Annotated in this window: 14 protein-coding genes; 7 read left to right on the forward strand and 7 right to left on the reverse strand. The window is 52.8% G+C overall.

Annotated features, from left to right (window positions below; all coding sequences use genetic code 11):
- The first annotated feature begins 378 nt into the window (after positions 1-378).
- Both HV345_RS19310 and HV345_RS19315 read left to right on the forward strand, forming a co-directional pair.
- A complete protein-coding gene (locus HV345_RS19310; RefSeq protein WP_181626508.1) occupies positions 379-1,980 on the forward strand; it encodes a DUF3300 domain-containing protein in 1,602 nt (533 codons plus the stop codon).
- A 10-nt stretch (positions 1,981-1,990) separates the two neighbouring features.
- Positions 1,991-2,785, forward strand: a complete 795-nt coding sequence (locus HV345_RS19315; protein WP_181635942.1) for a DUF2950 family protein — start codon at positions 1,991-1,993, stop codon at positions 2,783-2,785.
- Positions 2,786-2,845: 60 nt separating this feature from the next.
- Here HV345_RS19315 and traT read toward each other — a convergent pair whose 3' ends face one another.
- The 5 genes from traT to pdhR all read right to left on the reverse strand — a co-directional run bounded on the left by traT (position 2,846) and on the right by pdhR (position 10,870).
- Positions 2,846-3,577 (reverse strand): conjugal transfer complement resistance protein TraT, encoded by a 732-nt coding sequence (gene traT / locus HV345_RS19320; RefSeq protein WP_043018444.1) that lies wholly within the window; start codon positions 3,575-3,577, stop codon positions 2,846-2,848.
- 195 nt (positions 3,578-3,772) lie between these two features.
- Positions 3,773-5,197 carry a dihydrolipoyl dehydrogenase gene (gene lpdA, locus HV345_RS19325; RefSeq protein WP_003018686.1) on the reverse strand — a complete coding sequence of 475 codons (1,425 nt, stop codon included), beginning with the start codon at positions 5,195-5,197 and terminating at the stop codon, positions 3,773-3,775.
- A gap of 175 nt (positions 5,198-5,372) precedes the next feature.
- Entirely contained in the window at positions 5,373-7,265 is a 1,893-nt protein-coding gene (aceF, locus tag HV345_RS19330; protein WP_047417168.1) for a pyruvate dehydrogenase complex dihydrolipoyllysine-residue acetyltransferase, read from the reverse strand.
- A gap of 14 nt (positions 7,266-7,279) precedes the next feature.
- Entirely contained in the window at positions 7,280-9,943 is a 2,664-nt protein-coding gene (aceE, locus tag HV345_RS19335; protein WP_016151717.1) for a pyruvate dehydrogenase (acetyl-transferring), homodimeric type, read from the reverse strand.
- A 162-nt stretch (positions 9,944-10,105) separates the two neighbouring features.
- Positions 10,106-10,870: a pyruvate dehydrogenase complex transcriptional repressor PdhR gene (gene pdhR / locus HV345_RS19340; RefSeq protein WP_003018699.1), complete on the reverse strand. Its 765-nt coding sequence runs from the start codon at positions 10,868-10,870 to the stop codon at positions 10,106-10,108.
- Positions 10,871-11,434: 564 nt separating this feature from the next.
- Here pdhR and aroP point away from each other — a divergent pair.
- The 3 genes from aroP (at position 11,435) to HV345_RS19355 (ending at position 15,322) form a co-directional block, all read left to right on the forward strand.
- A complete protein-coding gene (aroP, locus tag HV345_RS19345; protein WP_087121850.1) occupies positions 11,435-12,808 on the forward strand; it encodes an aromatic amino acid transporter AroP in 1,374 nt (457 codons plus the stop codon).
- 157 nt (positions 12,809-12,965) lie between these two features.
- On the forward strand, positions 12,966-14,372 hold the full coding sequence (locus tag HV345_RS19350; protein WP_016151715.1) for a glycoside-pentoside-hexuronide (GPH):cation symporter: 1,407 nt from the start codon (positions 12,966-12,968) through the stop codon (positions 14,370-14,372).
- On the forward strand, positions 14,372-15,322 hold the full coding sequence (locus HV345_RS19355; protein ID WP_181635943.1) for a family 43 glycosylhydrolase: 951 nt from the start codon (positions 14,372-14,374) through the stop codon (positions 15,320-15,322). Before HV345_RS19350 ends, HV345_RS19355 begins: the two co-directional genes overlap by 1 nt.
- Before the next feature lie 81 nt (positions 15,323-15,403).
- Here the strand turns inward: HV345_RS19355 and ampE are convergent, their stop codons facing one another.
- Both ampE and ampD read right to left on the reverse strand, forming a co-directional pair.
- Complete coding sequence (ampE, locus tag HV345_RS19360) at positions 15,404-16,258, reverse strand: beta-lactamase regulator AmpE (RefSeq protein WP_016155697.1); 855 nt, start codon at positions 16,256-16,258, stop codon at positions 15,404-15,406.
- On the reverse strand, positions 16,255-16,818 hold the full coding sequence (ampD, locus tag HV345_RS19365; RefSeq protein ID WP_016151712.1) for a 1,6-anhydro-N-acetylmuramyl-L-alanine amidase AmpD: 564 nt from the start codon (positions 16,816-16,818) through the stop codon (positions 16,255-16,257). Before ampD ends, ampE begins: the two co-directional genes overlap by 4 nt.
- Positions 16,819-16,905: 87 nt before the next feature.
- Between ampD and nadC the strand changes: the two genes are divergently transcribed.
- Both nadC and ppdD read left to right on the forward strand, forming a co-directional pair.
- On the forward strand, positions 16,906-17,799 hold the full coding sequence (nadC, locus tag HV345_RS19370; protein ID WP_016151711.1) for a carboxylating nicotinate-nucleotide diphosphorylase: 894 nt from the start codon (positions 16,906-16,908) through the stop codon (positions 17,797-17,799).
- Between the two features lie 243 nt (positions 17,800-18,042).
- A complete protein-coding gene (ppdD, locus tag HV345_RS19375) occupies positions 18,043-18,480 on the forward strand; it encodes a prepilin peptidase-dependent pilin (RefSeq protein WP_016151710.1) in 438 nt (145 codons plus the stop codon).
- Positions 18,481-18,483: the final 3 nt, after the last annotated feature.

The following is an 18,483-nucleotide window of genomic DNA, read 5'->3' on the forward strand; positions in this document are numbered from 1 at the left end:
TGTGAGACAGTAGTTAGTAGGGTAAATGCCCGGTACCGCGTAAGGCACAATAACAGGATTTTCATTAAGTGTTAATCCGTTTACAAAAAAGCAACATAAAAAATTGGCTGAATCGTTAAGAATGGTGTAGCGACAAGGCGGGGCGTAATTTAGGCTCCCTAAAAACGATGTGAAACGGTTGATTTTCAAGCGCGACATGCTGAATATTCCAGCGATTTTTCAGCCATCAGATATAATTGTGTAATAAATCTTCACACTCTTTTTCCGGACCTGCCGGGTGAATCCCCAATAAAAGTCAAAACTATCTAACACGGGTGAATAATACTCGCGGCAACAGAACGCCTCACGGCACAGCGCTTGTCTCGTTGGAGTCATTTTATGAAGTTGCCCTTTAAGCCACATCTGCTTGTCCTTCTGTGCAGTGCCGGGCTGTTTGCCGCCTCTGGCGTGATGTTCGTTAAAAGTCGCGCAACGGAGCCAGCAGCTCCAGCCCCCGTCGCACAGCAACCGTCCGCACCGGCTCCAGCTCCCGTAGCGGCCCCTGCCCCGGCCGATCAACCAGCGCCCACCGCAGCCCCTACGTACACATCGGCACAAATCGATCAGTGGGTTGCGCCAATCGCGCTCTATCCGGATTCACTGCTGTCGCAAATTTTGATGGCCTCAACCTACCCGGCCAACGTCATCCAGGCCGCGCAGTGGTCAAAAGACAATCCCAAAATGCAGGGTGATGCCGCCATTCAGGCCGTTGCCAGCCAACCCTGGGATCCCAGCGTGAAATCGCTGGTGGCGTTTCCGCAGCTGATGTCGCTGATGGGTGAAAATCCGCCGTGGGTACAGAGCCTGGGCGATGCATTCCTTGCGCAGCCGAAAGAGGTTATGGATTCCGTTCAACGCCTGCGTGCGCTGGCGCAACAGACCGGAGCATTGCAATCAACACCGCAGCAGACTGTTACCACCGTGGCCAAAGCAGCTCCGGCTAAAACCGTTACCAGCGAGTCAACGACCACAACAGCCACGACCGCCGCCTCAGCAAGCCCAACGGTAATCAAAATTGAATCCGCCGACCCGCAGGTAGTTTACGTTCCCACCTATAACCCAAATACGGTTTACGGTACCTGGCCGAACACCGCCTATCCGCCAACCTATCTACCGCCAACGCCCGGCGAGCAGTTTGGCAACAGCTTCGTTAACGGTTTAGGCTTCAGCCTCGGCGTCGCCACAACTTATGCCATCTTCAGCAATATTGACTGGGATGACGACGATGACTGGGATCACCATCATAACGATGACTGGGATAACCATGGCGGCTATAACCGCAACGGTGATAACAACATCAATATCAACGTAGATAACTTCAATAAAATCAGTGGACAGCGTCTGACGGATGCCAACCGTACCTGGCAGCACAACCCGGCCTATCGCGAAGGGGTGCCGTACCCTAATAGCCAGCTCAATAACCGCTTCCACTCCACTAACACGGCTACGGGCCTAAGCTCAACCCAGCAAAGACCGGTCAACCGTGATAGCCAGCGTCAGGCCGCGTTGAGCCAGATGGAAAAATCAACGGGGAAAACCTTCCCCCAGACGGCGCGTACGGGAACGAAAGACGCCCAGCGTCAGGCATCCAGCCAACAACTAAAGCAAATTTCCCAGCGTAATAACTACCGTGGTTACGATACCAAACCGCAAACGGCAAAACGGGCAAACGCTCAGCAACATGAACATCGCCAGGCCGCCACTCAGCGACAAGAGAAACGGGTCACGCAACCAGCGCAGCAACGCAACGTGCAGCAGCGCAATCTTCAACAACGGACCAGCCAACCGCGGGCCAATGCGCTGAGCGGCAACGACAGTCGCTCCGCCAGTTGGCAGGCGCAGCAGCAGCGAGGGGCTCAAAGCAGGCAGGTCGCCCGCAACCAGCCATCTCGCCAGCTATCCGGCGACCGTGCTGAACACCGTGAATTCCGTCATCGTTAAGGGAAGCGACATGAAAAATAAACTACTCAGTGGAATGGTGTTATTCATGGTTTCGACCACCGCGATGGCACAGCAATCCTTCAGCACACCAGACCAGGCGACCGATGCCCTGGCAACCGCGATAAGCGAGCAGAATGAAAGCGCGATGAACAACCTGCTCGGGGAAAACTGGCGCGAGTTTCTGCCACCGGAAGGCGTCGATCCTGATGCAGTTGATCGCTTCCTGCGCGACTGGAAGGTCTGCCATAATACCGTCATCGACGGCAATACCGCACACCTGGTGGTCGGGGACAGCGACTGGCAACTGCCGATCCCGGTTGTTAAAACCGCTTCCGGCTGGCAATTTGATATCAAGGAAGCGGCTGAAGAGATCCTGACCCGTGAGATTGGGCGCAACGAACTTGCGGCTATTGAAGCATTACACGCCTATGTAGATGCTCAGCAAAGCTACTTTGCGATGAACCAAAAATACGCGCAAAAGATTGTCAGTTCTGAAGGGAAAAAAGATGGTCTGTACTGGCCTGTTTCGCCCGGCGAAGCGCCAAGCCCGCTTGGCCCGGCCTTTAGTCCGCAGGAGCCTGGCACGGGCTATCACGGCTATCGTTTCCGTATCCTTCCCGATAAAACCAGCGGCTTTGCGATGGTTGCCTGGCCCGTCAGCTACGATCACACTGGTGTTATGAGTTTTATGATTAACGGTGATGATAAAGTCTATCAGGCCGATCTCGGCGTTGATTCACAACAGAAAGCCGAGGCATTAACCGCATATCATCTGGATAAAAACTGGCAGCCCGTAGTGCCCTGAATGCCAGTCAAATAGTGAGTTGGCCGGGGAAGCGCCCCCCTCCGGCCAACTCACGAGAGATTACAGGATGTTAGCGACGGATTTCGCCAGCTGCGCTTCCAGAACCGGTTTCGCTTCTTCGAACTTCAGGTTCACTTTGTTGGCATTAGACACGACGCGGGTCTGGTATTTTGCGCGATCGCCCTGCGCGCTGCTGGTTTGCAGCTTGATACCGGACGTGCCCTGGCGCAGTGCGGCAACGTTATCCGTTGTCACTTTCGCTTTGCTGCGCTCAGAGATTTGCAGGTCAGTGACCATGGTGTAGTTCACGTCTTCTACCATGGCATCCGCGGCCATACCGATCAGCCCCGCCGCCAGGCCAACGCCCAGCGCCGCGCCGGAGGAGTTGCTGTTATAGGCAGTGATGCCCGCTCCCAACGCAGCCCCCACCGCTGCCCCTTCATAGCCGGTCTTCAGGAAGCCCTGAGCTTCACGCAGATCCATTTTGTCCGCTTTCAGTACGTTCGCCTGCACCCAGTAGTAAGCGCTGTCTGGTGAACTGGTCACTTTATAGCCCTTCGCAGACAGGTCGTTTGCCAGCAGGGTTTGCAGGTTGCTCATGTCTTTATCAGAAGTGTTTTTTACCTGAATGTAGACGGTCTTCTCGCTGGAAGGCTCCAGCCAGATGGTTTCACTCATCTGCGTTTTCACTTCGAGATTACGTTTTTTAACGGCGGTGGTCATCGCGCCACAACCAGTCAGCGTCATTGTCGCGACAACCATGCCAACAACCGCGATTTTTTTTAAAGACATGTTATTTCCTTTTTTCGTGTAATAGAGAATCCAGAGCCTCTTAACCGCGCGGCCAGTAGCCACACAATGGCGAAAAAAGTATCGGCAGTTGCGCAATTTTTTTTAGTGGAAATATCAATAAGATGACTACCAGAACTGGTAGCTTTCAGGCAAAAAAAACGCCTCCGAAGAGGCGTTTTCACAAAAGCGGGAAGATTACTTTTTCTTCGCTTTCGGGTTTGGCAGGTCGGTGATGCTACCTTCGAACACTTCTGCCGCCAGGCCCACAGACTCGTGCAGAGTCGGGTGCGCGTGGATGGTCAGCGCGATGTCTTCAGCATCACAACCCATTTCGATCGCCAGACCGATTTCACCCAGCAGCTCGCCGCCGTTGGTACCGACAATCGCACCACCGATAACACGGTGAGATTCTTTGTCGAAAATCAGTTTAGTCATACCGTCTGCGCAGTCGGAAGCGATAGCACGACCAGAAGCAGCCCACGGGAAGGTGGCGGTTTCGTAGCTGATGCCTTTCTCTTTCGCTTCTTTCTCAGTCAGGCCAACCCATGCAACTTCTGGTTCAGTGTATGCGATGGATGGGATAACTTTCGGATCGAAGTAGTGTTTCTTACCGGCGATAACTTCAGCGGCAACGTGACCTTCGTGAACACCTTTGTGCGCCAGCATCGGCTGACCGACGATATCGCCGATAGCAAAGATGTGCGGCACGTTGGTACGCAGCTGTTTGTCAACGCGGATGAAGCCACGGTCATCAACTTCCACGCCAGCTTTGCCCGCGTCGAGGTTTTTGCCGTTCGGTACACGACCGATAGCCACCAGCACTGCATCGTAACGCTGAGCTTCAGCAGGCGCTTTTTTGCCTTCCATGGAAACGTAGATACCGTCTTCTTTCGCTTCAACGGCGGTTACTTTGGTTTCCAGCATCAGGTTGAATTTCTTGCTGATGCGTTTGGTAAAGACTTTAACCACGTCTTTATCGGCAGCCGGGATAACCTGGTCGAACATTTCAACCACGTCGATCTCTGAACCCAGCGCATGGTACACGGTACCCATTTCCAGACCGATGATACCGCCGCCCATTACCAGCAGGCGCTTAGGAACAGTTTTCAGTTCCAGTGCATCGGTGGAATCCCACACGCGCGGATCTTCATGAGGAATGAATGGCAGTTCGATCGGACGGGAACCCGCCGCGATGATCGCGTTGTCAAAGTTGATCACGGTTTTGCCGTTTTCACCTTCAACTTCCAGGGTGTTTGCCCCGGTAAATTTACCCAGACCGTTAACCACTTTCACTTTACGGCCTTTGGCCATACCCGCCAGACCGCCGGTCAGTTGAGTGATAACTTTTTCTTTCCAGGTACGAATCTTGTCGATATCGGTTTTCGGCTCGCCAAAAACGATACCGTGTTCAGCCAGCGCTTTGGCTTCTTCGATAACTTTTGCTACGTGCAGCAGCGCTTTAGAAGGGATACAGCCGACGTTCAGACAAACACCACCGAGGGTGCTGTAACGTTCTACGATGACGGTCTCCAGACCTAAATCTGCGCAACGGAAGGCAGCAGAGTAACCTGCAGGGCCTGCCCCAAGTACCACGACCTGAGTTTTGATTTCAGTGCTCATCATGACCTCTTAATTTATACCCGTCGTCCACCGGGTCGTTCTATCCGCCCGTATTTTACAAAATTGTTAACAATTTTGAAACAACAAACGGCAACCGATTTGTCTTTCGCACAATAACCTCACTGACTTCATGAGATTACCAGAAAAAAGCCGGCCGTCGGGCCGGCTTTTTCGCTTACATCACCAGGCGGCGAATGTCAGACAGCATGTTGTTGATGATGGTGATAAAGCGCGCACCATCAGCACCGTCGATTACGCGGTGGTCGAAGGAGAGCGAAATCGGCATCATCAGACGCGGCATAAACTCTTTACCGTTCCACACTGGCTCCATAGAGGACTTGGAGACACCGAGGATAGCCACTTCCGGCGCGTTCACAATCGGCGCGAAGTGGGTCGTACCCAGGCCACCGATGCTGGAGATGGTGAAGCAACCGCCCTGCATTTCGCCAGCGGTCAGCTTGCCATCACGCGCTTTCTTGGAGATGGTGGTCAGTTCACGAGACAGCTCGGTAATGCTCTTCTTGTTCACGTCTTTGAAGACCGGAACAACCAGACCATTCGGCGTATCTACCGCGACACCGATGTTGATGTATTTTTTCAGGGTCAGACGCTGACCGTCTTCAGACAGAGAGCTGTTGAAGCGCGGCATCTGTTCCAGAGCGGCGGCAACGGCTTTCATGATGAAGACCACTGGCGTGAATTTCACATCCAGTTTACGTTTTTCAGCTTCGGCGTTCTGCTGTTTACGGAACGCTTCCAGATCGGTGATATCGGTCTTGTCGAAGTGAGTAACGTGCGGGATCATCACCCAGTTACGGCTCAGGTTAGCACCAGAGATTTTCTGGATACGGCCCAGTTCCACTTCTTCGATTTCACCAAACTTGCTGAAGTCCACTTTCGGCCAAGGCAGCATGCCCGGAATACCGCCGCCTGCTGCTACCGGAGCAGCTTCAGCACGCTTGATAGCGTCTTTCACGTAAGCCTGAACGTCTTCACGCAGGATACGACCTTTACGGCCAGAACCTTTCACTTTCGCCAGGTTTACACCGAACTCGCGCGCCAGGCGACGAATCAGCGGCGTTGCATGAACGTAAGCGTCGTTCTCAGCGAACTCAGATTTACCTTCCGCTTTCGCGGCCGGAGCTGCGGCTGGTTTAGCAGCCTGAGCCGGTGCAGCTGCAGAGGCTGGAGCAGCCGCGGCAGCTGGAGCGGCAGCAGGTGCTGCGCCTTCAACTTCGAAGATCATAATCAGAGAACCGGTTTTGACTTTGTCGCCGGTGCTGATTTTGATTTCTTTCACGGTGCCCGCGAACGGTGCCGGAACTTCCATCGACGCTTTATCGCCTTCAACGGTAATCAGTGACTGCTCAGCGGCAATTTTATCGCCCACTTTAACCATCACTTCAGTGACTTCAACTTCGTCACCGCCGATATCCGGAACGTTAACCTCTTTCGAGCCAGAAGCTGCCGGAGCCGCCGCTGCTGCTGGAGCTGCCGCCTGAGCCGGTGCTGCAGCAGGCGCTGCGCCTGCAACTTCGAAGACCATAATCAGAGAACCGGTAGACACTTTGTCGCCCGTGTTGATTTTGATCTCTTTAACGGTGCCCGCGAACGGCGCCGGAACTTCCATAGACGCTTTATCGCCTTCAACGGTGATCAGAGACTGTTCAGCCGCAACGGTGTCGCCCACTTTAACCATAACCTCGGTAACTTCGACTTCGTCACCGCCGATGTCCGGTACGTGTACTTCTTTCGCCGCTGCAGCAGCAGGTGCTGCTGCCGGAGCTGCTTCTTTCTTCTCTTCTGCCGGAGCAGGTGCAGCGGCTGCTGCACCATCGGCGGAATCGAAAATCATGATCAGTTTGCCGGTCTCAGTTTTGTCGCCAACAGAGACTTTGATCTCTTTAACGATACCTGCCTGAGGAGACGGAACTTCCATAGAGGCTTTGTCGCCTTCTACGGTGATCAGCGACTGTTCAGCTTCAACTTTGTCGCCGACTTTGACCAGGATCTCGGTGATTTCAACTTCATCAGCCCCGATGTCCGGTACATTGATTTCGATAGCCATTATTCTTTTACCTCTTACGCCAGACGCGGGTTAACTTTATCTGCATCGATGTTGAATTTGATGATTGCGTCAGCAACCACTTTCTTATCGATTTCGCCACGTTTAGCCAGTTCGCCCAGGGCCGCTACAACCACATAAGAAGCATCAACTTCGAAGTGGTGACGCAGGTTTTCACGGCTGTCAGAGCGACCGAAGCCGTCAGTACCCAGTACGCGATAATCATCAGCCGGTACATAAGTACGAACCTGTTCGGCAAACAGTTTCATATAGTCAGTAGATGCCACTGCCGGAGCGTCGTTCATCACCTGAGCGATGTACGGAACGCGCGGAGTTTCCATCGGGTGCAGCATGTTCCAGCGTTCACAATCCTGGCCATCACGCGCCAGTTCAGTGAAGGAGGTTACGCTGTAAACGTCAGAACCTACACCGTAGTCGTTCGCCAGGATCTGTGCTGCTTCACGCACGTGACGCAGGATAGAACCGGAGCCCAGCAGCTGAACTTTACCTTTCTTACCTTCGAGGGTTTCGAGTTTGTAGATACCTTTACGGATACCTTCCTCGGCACCTGCTGGCATTGCCGGCATGTGGTAGTTTTCATTCAGCGTGGTGATGTAGTAGTAAACGTTCTCTTGTTTCTCACCGTACATACGCTCCAGACCATCGTGCATGATGACCGCAACTTCGTACGCGTAAGACGGATCGTAAGAGATACAGTTCGGGATAGTCAGAGACTGAATATGGCTGTGACCATCTTCGTGCTGCAGACCTTCGCCGTTCAGCGTCGTACGACCAGAAGTTCCCCCTACCAGGAAGCCGCGAGCCTGTTGGTCGCCTGCCTGCCAGCAAAGGTCACCGATACGCTGGAACCCGAACATGGAGTAGTAGATGTAGAACGGAATCATCGGCAGATCGTTGGTGCTGTAGGAGGTCGCAGCAGCCAGCCAGGATGCGCCAGCACCCAGTTCGTTGATGCCTTCCTGCAGGATCTGACCTTTCTCGTCTTCTTTATAGTAAGCAACCTGCTCACGGTCCTGCGGGGTGTACTGCTGACCGTTCGGGCTGTAGATACCGATCTGACGGAACAGACCTTCCATACCGAAAGTACGCGCTTCGTCAGCGATGATCGGAACCAGACGATCTTTGATCGACTTGTTCTTCAGCATCACGTTCAGGGCACGAACGAAAGCGATAGTGGTGGAGATTTCTTTGTTCTGCTCTTCCAGCAGCGCACCGAAGTCTTCCAGAGCAGGCAGTTCCAGCTTCTCGGTGAAGTTCGGCTGACGAGCAGGCAGATAGCCGTGCAGTTTCTGACGCTGAGCGTGCAGATAAGTGTGCTCTTCAGAACCTTCCGGGAAGGTGATGTAAGACAGGTTTTCAACCTGCTCATCGGTCACAGGAACGTTGAAACGGTCGCGGATATAACGCACGCCGTCCATGTTCATTTTCTTAACCTGGTGAGCGATGTTTTTACCTTCGGCGGTGTCACCCATGCCGTAACCTTTGATGGTATGGGCCAGGATTACAGTTGCTTTGCCTTTGGTTTCCTGCGCTTTCTTCAGTGCAGCGTAGACTTTCTTCGGATCGTGACCACCACGGTTCAGAGCCCAAATCTGCTCGTCAGTCCAGTCAGCAACCAGAGCTGCGGTTTCCGGGTATTTACCGAAGAAGTGCTCACGTACGTATGCGCCATCTTTGGATTTAAAGGTCTGGTAGTCGCCGTCAACGGTTTCGTTCATCAGTTGGATCAGTTTACCGCTGGTATCTTTACGCAGCAGCTCATCCCAACGACCGCCCCACATGACTTTGATAACGTTCCAGCCAGCGCCCGCGAAGATGCCTTCCAGTTCGTTAACAATCTTGCCGTTACCGGTGACCGGACCGTCAAGACGCTGCAGGTTACAGTTGATAACAAAGACCAGGTTGTCCAGTTTCTCACGGGTCGCGATGGTGATTGCACCCTTAGATTCTGGCTCATCCATTTCGCCGTCGCCCAGGAAAGCGTAAACGGTTTGTTTAGAGGTATCTTTCAGGCCACGGTGTTCCAGATATTTCAGGAATTTAGCCTGGTAGATTGCACCGATTGGGCCCAGACCCATAGATACGGTCGGGAACTGCCAGAATTCCGGCATCAGTTTCGGGTGCGGGTAGGAAGACAGGCCTTTGCCATGTACTTCCTGACGGAAGTTGTTCATCTGCTCTTCAGTCAGACGGCCTTCCAGGAATGCGCGAGCGTAGATGCCCGGAGAGATGTGGCCCTGGAAGTAAACCAGATCGCCGCCATCCTGCTCGTTGCGTGCACGGAAGAAGTGGTTGAAGCAAACATCATATACCGTTGCGGAGGACTGGAAGGATGCCATGTGGCCACCCAGCTCAAGGTCCTTTTTAGACGCGCGCAGTACGGTCATGATGGCGTTCCAGCGGATAGCAGAACGAATACGACGCTCCAGCTCCAGATTGCCCGGGTATTCCGGTTCATCTTCAACGGCAATAGTGTTTACATAATTGCTGGCCCCAGCACCTGCCGCTACTTTCACGCCGCCTTTGCGAGCTTCTGAAAGCAGTTGGTCGATCAGATACTGAGCACGCTCAACACCTTCTTCACGGATGACCGATTCGATCGCCTGTAGCCAGTCGCGAGTTTCGATCGGATCCACGTCATTTGGGAAACGTTCTGACATGGGGGTATTCCTTATCTATCTAATACGTTGAGTTATCTGGAACCTGTCCCATTACGTTCTCACCAGAGAGCGTAATAAGACAGGTTCTGCGTTTAGTTGCCGCGCCTTTCGATAGCGCTTGATTTACAACATCTTCTGGTTAACGTTCTGCCAGAAAAATCACTAATTCTTTCGTTGCTCCAGACGGCGTAAGGCGCGTTCACGACGGCTTTCCTCACGGCTCCTGTCCAGCAGAATCTCTTCGATAAACGCCAGGTGACGGTGAGACGCTTCACGCGCTTCTTCAGGCTTCCCGGCGATAATTGCTTCAAAGATGCGGGTACGGTGACTGCTCACCAGCGGCAGCATCTCGCGACGCGCATACAGCAATTCGAAGTTTTGCCGAACGTTCTGGGCCAGCATCGGCTCCATACACCTTAGCAAATGGAGCAGCACCACATTATGTGCCGCTTCGGTGACAGCAATTTGATACTGGAGTACCGCGTCAGATTCGCCGTCAAGATCGCCGGACTGTTGAGCAAGCTCGATCGCATGGTGGAGTTCACGGATACGCGTTTTGTCTTCATCCGTGCTGCGCAGTGCAGCGTAATAGGCTGCAATACCTTCCAGCGCATGGCGCGTCTCAAGCAGGTCAAACTGGGATTCAGGATGGTCGGAGAGCAGCTCTACCAGTGGGTCGCTAAAGCTCTGCCACAGGCTGCTCTGAACAAAAGTGCCACCGCCCTGACGACGAAGCAGTAACCCCTTCGCTTCAAGGCGTTGGATCGCCTCGCGTAAGGAGGGGCGGGAGACGTCGAACTGTTTTGCCAGCTCGCGTTCCGGTGGGAGTTTTTCTCCGGGGCGAAGTGTCCCCTCAAGAATTAAAAACTCCAGCTGCTGCTCAATCACATCGGAGAGTTTTGGTTGGCGGATTTTGCTGTAGGCCATGATTTCCTGTCTTAAGCCATTTGCCCGGAGTCAATTGGTCTTACCAATTTCATGTTCTTGACGCTAAAGTAACAAAGTATTCACCTTCTGTCCATACAGGTTTTGATTGAAATCAGTAAAGGGGGCATATTTTAACAACATTACAGAAATAACGTTTCAAACATGTAACTATGCACAAATGTTAAATTTACCCACCACGGGGTAGTTTTAACGGAATTGAAACGAAAAAATATCTCATCTGAACCGATTCACCTGATTATTTATCGACACATTAGCCACAATTAGTGAATAAAAATTCAAAATGGAAATTTTGTGGTAGATAAACTCGCATTTACAAATGGTTTCTTTTTATTCAACTCGTCATCTTGCCCGCATAAAGCAGGTGCATTCGCGCTCGCATATCATTATTCTGATCAAGACAAAAGCATTGAGGCAACATTTTATCCAAAGCATCTGTAAACAAATAAATACAACAAACGGAATTGCAAACTTACACACGCATTGCTGCGTAGTTCAAAAAATAAGTACTCGAAATATGAAGAGTAAAACCACACACGAGGTTTAATGATGGAAAGTCAACAGCATGGCGATCAGCTCAAGCGCGGTCTTAAGAACCGCCATATACAGCTAATCGCGCTGGGTGGCGCGATTGGTACCGGGTTATTCCTCGGTAGCGCATCCGTTATCCAGTCTGCAGGACCGGGTATTATTCTGGGTTACGCAATTGCCGGCTTTATCGCCTTTTTGATTATGCGTCAATTAGGTGAAATGGTAGTTGAAGAGCCGGTTGCAGGCTCCTTTAGCCACTTTGCTTATAAATACTGGGGCGGTTTTGCGGGCTTCTCTTCTGGCTGGAACTATTGGGTACTGTACGTCCTGGTTGCCATGGCTGAACTGACTGCCGTAGGTAAATACATCCAGTTCTGGTATCCGGAGATCCCCACCTGGGTTTCTGCTGCAGCCTTCTTCGTGCTGATCAACGCCATCAACCTGACCAACGTGAAAGTGTTTGGGGAAATGGAGTTCTGGTTCGCCATTATCAAAGTCATTGCCGTGGTTGCGATGATTCTGTTCGGCGGCTGGTTGCTGTTTAGCGGCAACGGCGGCCCGCAGGCCAGCGTCAGTAACCTGTGGAGTCAGGGTGGCTTCCTGCCGCACGGCTTCACCGGTCTGGTGATGATGATGGCTATTATTATGTTCTCTTTTGGTGGGCTGGAGCTGGTCGGGATCACCGCAGCAGAAGCCGATAACCCGGAGCAAAGCATTCCCAAAGCAACCAACCAGGTTATCTACCGTATCCTCATTTTCTATGTAGGTTCGCTGGCTGTTCTGCTTTCCCTGATGCCGTGGACGCGCGTCACGGCTGATACCAGCCCGTTTGTCCTTATTTTCCACGAGCTGGGCGACACCTTTGTTGCCAATGCTCTGAACATCGTAGTGCTGACCGCTGCCCTTTCTGTCTATAACAGCTGCGTATACTGCAACAGCCGTATGCTGTTCGGTCTGGCACAGCAGGGCAACGCGCCAAAAGCGCTGATGAACGTCGACAAACGCGGCGTACCGGTGAACACCATTCTGGTCTCCGCGCTGGTTACGGCTCTGTGTGTACTGATCAACTATCTGGCCCCGGAATCCGCCTTTGGCCTGCTTATGGCGCTGGTGGTTTCCGCACTGGTGATCAACTGGGCAATGATTAGCCTGGCGCACATGAAGTTCCGCAAAGCCAAACAGCAGCAAGGCGTTACCACCCGTTTCCCGGCGCTGCTCTATCCGCTTGGTAACTGGGTATGTCTGATTTTCATGGCTGCAGTGCTGGTGATTATGCTGATGACGCCGGGCATGGCGATTTCGGTGTACTTAATCCCGGTATGGATTGCCATTCTTGGCATCGGCTATTTGTGCAAACAGAAAACCGCCAAAGTAGCTAAAGCGCATTAATTCTCCCTCCCCCACCTGCATCAGGTGGGGGTTGTTACCTGCCTCACACTTTCCCACTCACGACTGTTTCGTCCATATCACTGGCGTTATCCTGCAACGCAAAAACACCTCTGCCAGACAATAATTATCTCCATATCTTATTAATGGAGTGCAGTTGATGGAAACCAGTAAGCTCACGGTGAAAGAAAAGATCGGCTATGGAATGGGCGACGCCGGATGCAACATCATCTTTGGCGCCATCATGTTGTTTGTTAACTATTTTTACACAGATATTTTTGGCCTGGCACCGGCCCTGGTCGGCGTGTTACTGCTCTCAGTACGCGTTATAGATGCCGTTACCGACCCTATTATGGGCGCGATGGCCGACCGCACCCGCAGCAAATATGGTCGATTTCGTCCATGGCTTTTGTGGATGGCTTTCCCATACGCATTATTTAGCGTACTCATGTTTACCACCCCTGAGTGGACGTATAACAGCAAAGTAATCTATGCGTTCGTCACCTACTTCCTGCTCTCTATCACCTATACAGCGATCAACATCCCATACTGCTCGCTCGGCAGCGTCATCACTAACGATCCAAAGGAACGTGTCGCCTGCCAGTCATATCGCTTTGTGTTGGTAGGAATTGCAACCCTGCTGCTCTCCCTCACCTTGCTGCCAATGGCGGACTGGTTTGGCGGGGAAGATAAAGCTAAAGGCTATCAGATGGCGATGGCAGTGCTGGCCTTCATCGGCATGTGTATGTTCCTGTTTTGCTTTGCAACCGTCCGTGAGCGCGTACGTCCTGCCGTCCCGACTAACGACGATTTAAAAGCCGACCTGAAAGACGTATGGAAGAACGATCAGTGGGTAAAAATCCTGCTGTTAACCCTATGCAACGTCTGTCCGGGCTTTATTCGCATGGCTGCCACCATGTACTACGTAACCTGGGTTATGCAGCAAAGCACGCAGTTCGCAACGTTGTTTATCAGCCTTGGCGTTGTGGGCATGATGATCGGCAGCATGCTGGCGAAGGTGTTAACCGATCGCTGGTGCAAACTGAAAGTCTTCTTTTGGACCAATATCATCCTGGCGATTTTCTCCGGCGCGTTTTACTTCTTCGATCCTAAAGCCACCATGATGATTATGGTGCTTTACTTCCTGCTCAACATTCTGCATCAGATCCCATCCCCACTGCACTGGTCGCTGATGGCAGATGTCGATGACTACGGCGAGTGGAAAACCGGTAAACGTATCACCGGAATCAGCTTCTCCGGCAACCTGTTCTTCCTGAAACTGGGCCTGGCGATTGCCGGAGCGATGGTTGGTTTCCTGCTCTCCTGGTATGGCTACGACGCAGGGGCGAAAGCGCAAAGCGACTCCGCCATTAACGGTATTATGCTGCTGTTTACCATCATACCGGGTGTAGGCTACCTGATTACCGCAGGCGTAGTTCGTCTGCTGAAAGTTGACCGCGAGTTTATGCAACAAATCCAGACAGATTTAGAAAAACGCCGCGCCAACTACCGTGAACTGAATGAGTACCACGATATAAAAACGACTGAAAACGTAAGGAAAGCCTAATGAATCAGTGGCCAAACCCCTTTATTGAACAGCGTGCCGACCCGTTTATTTTACGTGACGGTAGCCACTACTATTTCATTGCTTCAGTGCCCGAATACGATCGTCTGGAGATCCGCCGGGCAGACTCGCTGGAAGGGTTACGCACCGCCGTCCCGGTTGTCGTCTGGCGCAAACCAGAAAACGGCCCCATGAGCCAGCTGATCTGGGCGCCTGAGATCCATCATCTGGCAGGCAAGTGGTACATCTATTTTGCCGCCGCCCACACACAGGCGCTCGACAAGCTGGGGATGTTCCAGCACCGTATGTTTGCGCTCGAATGTGCAGACGCCGATCCGCTGACTGGCCAATGGACAGTGAAAGGGCAGATTAAAACGCAGTTTGATACCTTCGCGCTCGATGCCACCACCTTTAACCATCAGGGAAAACAGTGGTATCTGTGGGCGCAGAAATCCCCCGATATCGCCGGAAACTCCAATATCTATCTCGCCGAACTGGAAAATCCATGGACGATTAAAGGCGAGCCGGTAATGCTCAGTCATCCAGAGTATGACTGGGAATGCCGGGGTTTTTGGGTCAACGAAGGCCCGGCCGTCATGGTTCACGGCGATAAGCTGTTTATCAGCTATTCCGCCAGCGCCACCGATGAGAACTACTGTATGGGATTATTGTGGATTGATCTCAATGCCGATCCGCTCAACCCGCAGAACTGGCACAAATCGCCGCGCCCGGTCTTTACCACCAGCTACGAAAACCGCCAATACGGGCCGGGGCACAACAGCTTTACGCAAACGCCGGAAGGAGAAGATGTGCTGGTGTACCACGCGAGAAATTACACTGAAATCGAGGGCGATCCGCTGTACGACCCAAACCGCCACACTCGTCTGAAGCTGGTACGCTGGAACGAAAACGGGATGCCAGATTTTGGCATCCCACCTGCTGATACGCTTTGAAAGATTGGCCCGCAAGCACAAAGCGACCGGGCCAATTTTTTTCCTCGACGGATAAGCGCAGCGCAATCCACTAATAATGGCTTAAATTAATGTTCCATAAATGGTCAGCACGGCAATGACCACCACCACCACAAACGAGGTCTTCTTCGCCATCGAAACCGCGGCTTTTGGCGTTGCGACTTTATCGGTATGTGGTTCACGCGCTAAAGAAAACTGCGCAAGGCGAGTAAGCACCTGATATTGCGAAGTATGCAGATCCGCCAGCGACGCAAACCAGGCAGGCAACGCCTTCTCGCCGTGCCCCAGCAGCGCATAGACGACACCCGCCAGGCGCACCGGGATCCAGTCCAGCACATGCAGGATCGCATCGATACCTGATTGTAAACGCTGGTGCGGCGTCTGATAGCGCGCCAGCCAGGACTGCCAGGCACGTAGAAAGGCATAACCCACCAGCGTCACCGGTCCCCACGGGCCACCGACAATCAGCCAGAATAACGGCGCCAGATAAAAGCGAAAGTTGTTCCATAACAGCGCGTTCTGCAGTTCGCGCAAGAACTCACGCTCATCGCACTCAGGCGGAATCCCATGAATCAGGGTCAGCTCGCTGGCCATCGCTTCACGGGCGTGAGCGTCATCGCGAGCAGCCGCGTTCAGATATGCATGATAATGAAGACGCGTCTTGCCAGCGCCGATGCACAGCAAACCAATTAAGATCCACGCCACCAGCAAAGGCACGTTAAACAACAGGCCTTGAAGTGCGCGCAGCAGCAGGAACGTCACCCCCATCGCAATAAGGGCCATGCCTACCGTACGCATCATCGAAAAATGCTTCACCCGGCGGAAAAAAGCTTCAACCCGGTGATCAAGCTGCCAGTGCTCACCCAGCTTAAACAGGCGTTCAACAATCAACACCAGTAATGTTGTAAACAGCGTCATGTCATCTCCTTGTGCGACGAGGGGGTGACCAGGGCGCGAAACCTTGCCCAGTCAAAAGAGGGCCCGGGATCGGTCTTACGCTCGGGCGCAATATTGCAATGTCCTGTCATGTTGTTGGCAATGGCCGGATAACGCGTAATCAGGGCATTCGTCACGGCTGCCAGTTGCTGATACTGCGCATCGGTATAAGCCAGCGTATCCGTCCCTTCCAGCTCAATACCAATTGAGAAATCATTACAGCGTTCGCGGCCTTGATAGTTCGACACGCCAGCATGCCAGGCGCGTTTATCAAAGGGGACATACTGCACGATTTCACCGTCACGGCGAATTAAACAATGTGCCGAAACGCGCAAATGGGCGATCCCGGCAAAATAAGGATGGGCATTGGGATCAATCGTGCCCGTAAACAGCGCATCGATCCACGGGCCGCCAAACTCGCCAGGCGGCAGGCTGATATTATGCACCACCAGCAGAGAAGGGTTTTCGTCATCCGGGCGGCAATCGTAATGAGGAGAGGGAACGCGTCGCGCCTCTGCCAGCCAGCCCTCGTCTAACAACATGCAGAATCTCCTTATTGGTGGTGCTCATATCAGGTTCAGGGTAGCATGTTTCCACCTTATGATTCGTTAGCAATTTGGAGTTTTATCATGCCGCCTCGCCGCTATAACCCTGACTACCGACGTGACGCGCTGTTGGAACGCATAAATCTGGATATCCCTGCCGCTGTAGCTCAGGCGCTGCGTGAAGATTTAGGCGGAGAAGTTGATGCCAATAACGATATCACCGCACAGCTTTTACCCGCGGAGATGCGCTCCCACGCCACCGTGATCACCCGCGAAGATGGCGTTTTTTGTGGAAAACGTTGGGTAGAAGAGGTCTTTATTCAACTGGCTGGCGATGATGTCAACATCACCTGGCATGTCGAAGATGGCGACAGCATTAAGGCCAATCAGCCGCTATTTGAACTGGACGGCCCTTCCCGCGTGCTGCTAACCGGCGAACGTACCGCGCTTAATTTTGTACAGACGCTTTCAGGTGTGGCGAGCGAGGTGCGTAAATATGTCGACCTGCTGGCGGGAACAAAAACCCAACTGCTGGATACACGTAAAACTCTGCCGGGGCTGCGTACCGCGCTGAAATACGCCGTATTATGCGGCGGCGGCGCGAATCATCGTCTGGGGCTTTCTGATGCTTTCCTGATTAAAGAAAACCACATTATTGCTTCAGGTTCGGTACGTCAGGCCGTTGAAAAAGCCTTCTGGCTGCACCCGGATGTGCCGGTTGAAGTCGAAGTAGAAAGCCTGGATGAACTGGACGACGCGCTGAAAGCAGGGGCCGACATCATCATGCTCGATAACTTCGAAACTGACCAAATGCGGGAAGCGGTAAAACGCACCAACGGCCAGGCGCGTCTGGAAGTGTCGGGTAACGTCACTCATGAAACTCTGCGCGAATTTGCCGAAACCGGCGTGGATTTCATCTCTGTTGGCGCGCTGACCAAGCATGTTCGCGCGCTCGATCTCTCTATGCGTTTTCGCTAATTACTGATGGTTTAGCCCGATAGTACTTTCACTTATCGGGCCCATCACGTCGGTTTTTTCTATCGGCCGGATAAGCGTTTACGCCGCCATACGGCTGTTTCTTCGAGCCTCTTCGCAAATACGTTGTCTGACTCTGTAATTTCATAAAAATCCTCGGAACCCGCCTTCCCGTTCTGTTTTTTGCCTCTCGCCGTGACCCCGAGCGTTTGCCAAAGTAGCGCCAGCTAACTCAAGGAGCGAACGATGGACAAGCAACGAGGCTTCACACTTATCGAACTCATGGTGGTCATTGGCATTATTGCCATCCTTAGCGCCATCGGTATTCCGGCTTATCAAAACTATCTGCGCAAAGCCGCGTTAACAGACATGCTGCAAACCTTTGTTCCCTATCGCACGGCGGTTGAGCTCTGTGCGCTGGAGCATGGCGGAACAACAACCTGTGATGCCGGAACGAATGGCATCCCTTCTCCAGCCACCACCCGTTATGTCTCCGCCATGAGCGTTGAAAAAGGGGTGGTCAGCCTCAGCGGACAAGAAAGCCTGAACGGGTTAAGCATCACCATGACGCCGGGTTGGGACAATGCCAACGGTATTACCGGCTGGAGTCGTAACTGCGTTATCCAGAATGACAGCGCATTGCAACAGGCCTGTGAAGACGTTTTCCGTTTCGATATCAATTAAGGA

The organism is Citrobacter sp. RHBSTW-00986 (genome assembly GCF_013783065.1).
Lineage (GTDB): Bacteria > Pseudomonadota > Gammaproteobacteria > Enterobacterales > Enterobacteriaceae > Citrobacter > Citrobacter braakii.

Excerpts from the sequence above, each read along its gene's own strand:
- HV345_RS19310 (WP_181626508.1), top strand. The coding sequence starts at position 379 with ATGAAGTTGCCCTTTAAGCCACATCTGCTTGTCCTTCTGTGCAGTGCC.
- HV345_RS19315 (WP_181635942.1), top strand. The coding sequence starts at position 1,991 with ATGAAAAATAAACTACTCAGTGGAATGGTGTTATTCATGGTTTCGACC.
- traT (WP_043018444.1), bottom strand. The coding sequence starts at position 3,577 with ATGTCTTTAAAAAAAATCGCGGTTGTTGGCATGGTTGTCGCGACAATG.
- lpdA (WP_003018686.1), bottom strand. The coding sequence starts at position 5,197 with ATGAGCACTGAAATCAAAACTCAGGTCGTGGTACTTGGGGCAGGCCCT.
- aceF (WP_047417168.1), bottom strand. The coding sequence starts at position 7,265 with ATGGCTATCGAAATCAATGTACCGGACATCGGGGCTGATGAAGTTGAA.
- aceE (WP_016151717.1), bottom strand. The coding sequence starts at position 9,943 with ATGTCAGAACGTTTCCCAAATGACGTGGATCCGATCGAAACTCGCGAC.
- pdhR (WP_003018699.1), bottom strand. The coding sequence starts at position 10,870 with ATGGCCTACAGCAAAATCCGCCAACCAAAACTCTCCGATGTGATTGAG.
- aroP (WP_087121850.1), top strand. The coding sequence starts at position 11,435 with ATGATGGAAAGTCAACAGCATGGCGATCAGCTCAAGCGCGGTCTTAAG.
- HV345_RS19350 (WP_016151715.1), top strand. The coding sequence starts at position 12,966 with ATGGAAACCAGTAAGCTCACGGTGAAAGAAAAGATCGGCTATGGAATG.
- HV345_RS19355 (WP_181635943.1), top strand. The coding sequence starts at position 14,372 with ATGAATCAGTGGCCAAACCCCTTTATTGAACAGCGTGCCGACCCGTTT.
- ampE (WP_016155697.1), bottom strand. The coding sequence starts at position 16,258 with ATGACGCTGTTTACAACATTACTGGTGTTGATTGTTGAACGCCTGTTT.
- ampD (WP_016151712.1), bottom strand. The coding sequence starts at position 16,818 with ATGTTGTTAGACGAGGGCTGGCTGGCAGAGGCGCGACGCGTTCCCTCT.
- nadC (WP_016151711.1), top strand. The coding sequence starts at position 16,906 with ATGCCGCCTCGCCGCTATAACCCTGACTACCGACGTGACGCGCTGTTG.
- ppdD (WP_016151710.1), top strand. The coding sequence starts at position 18,043 with ATGGACAAGCAACGAGGCTTCACACTTATCGAACTCATGGTGGTCATT.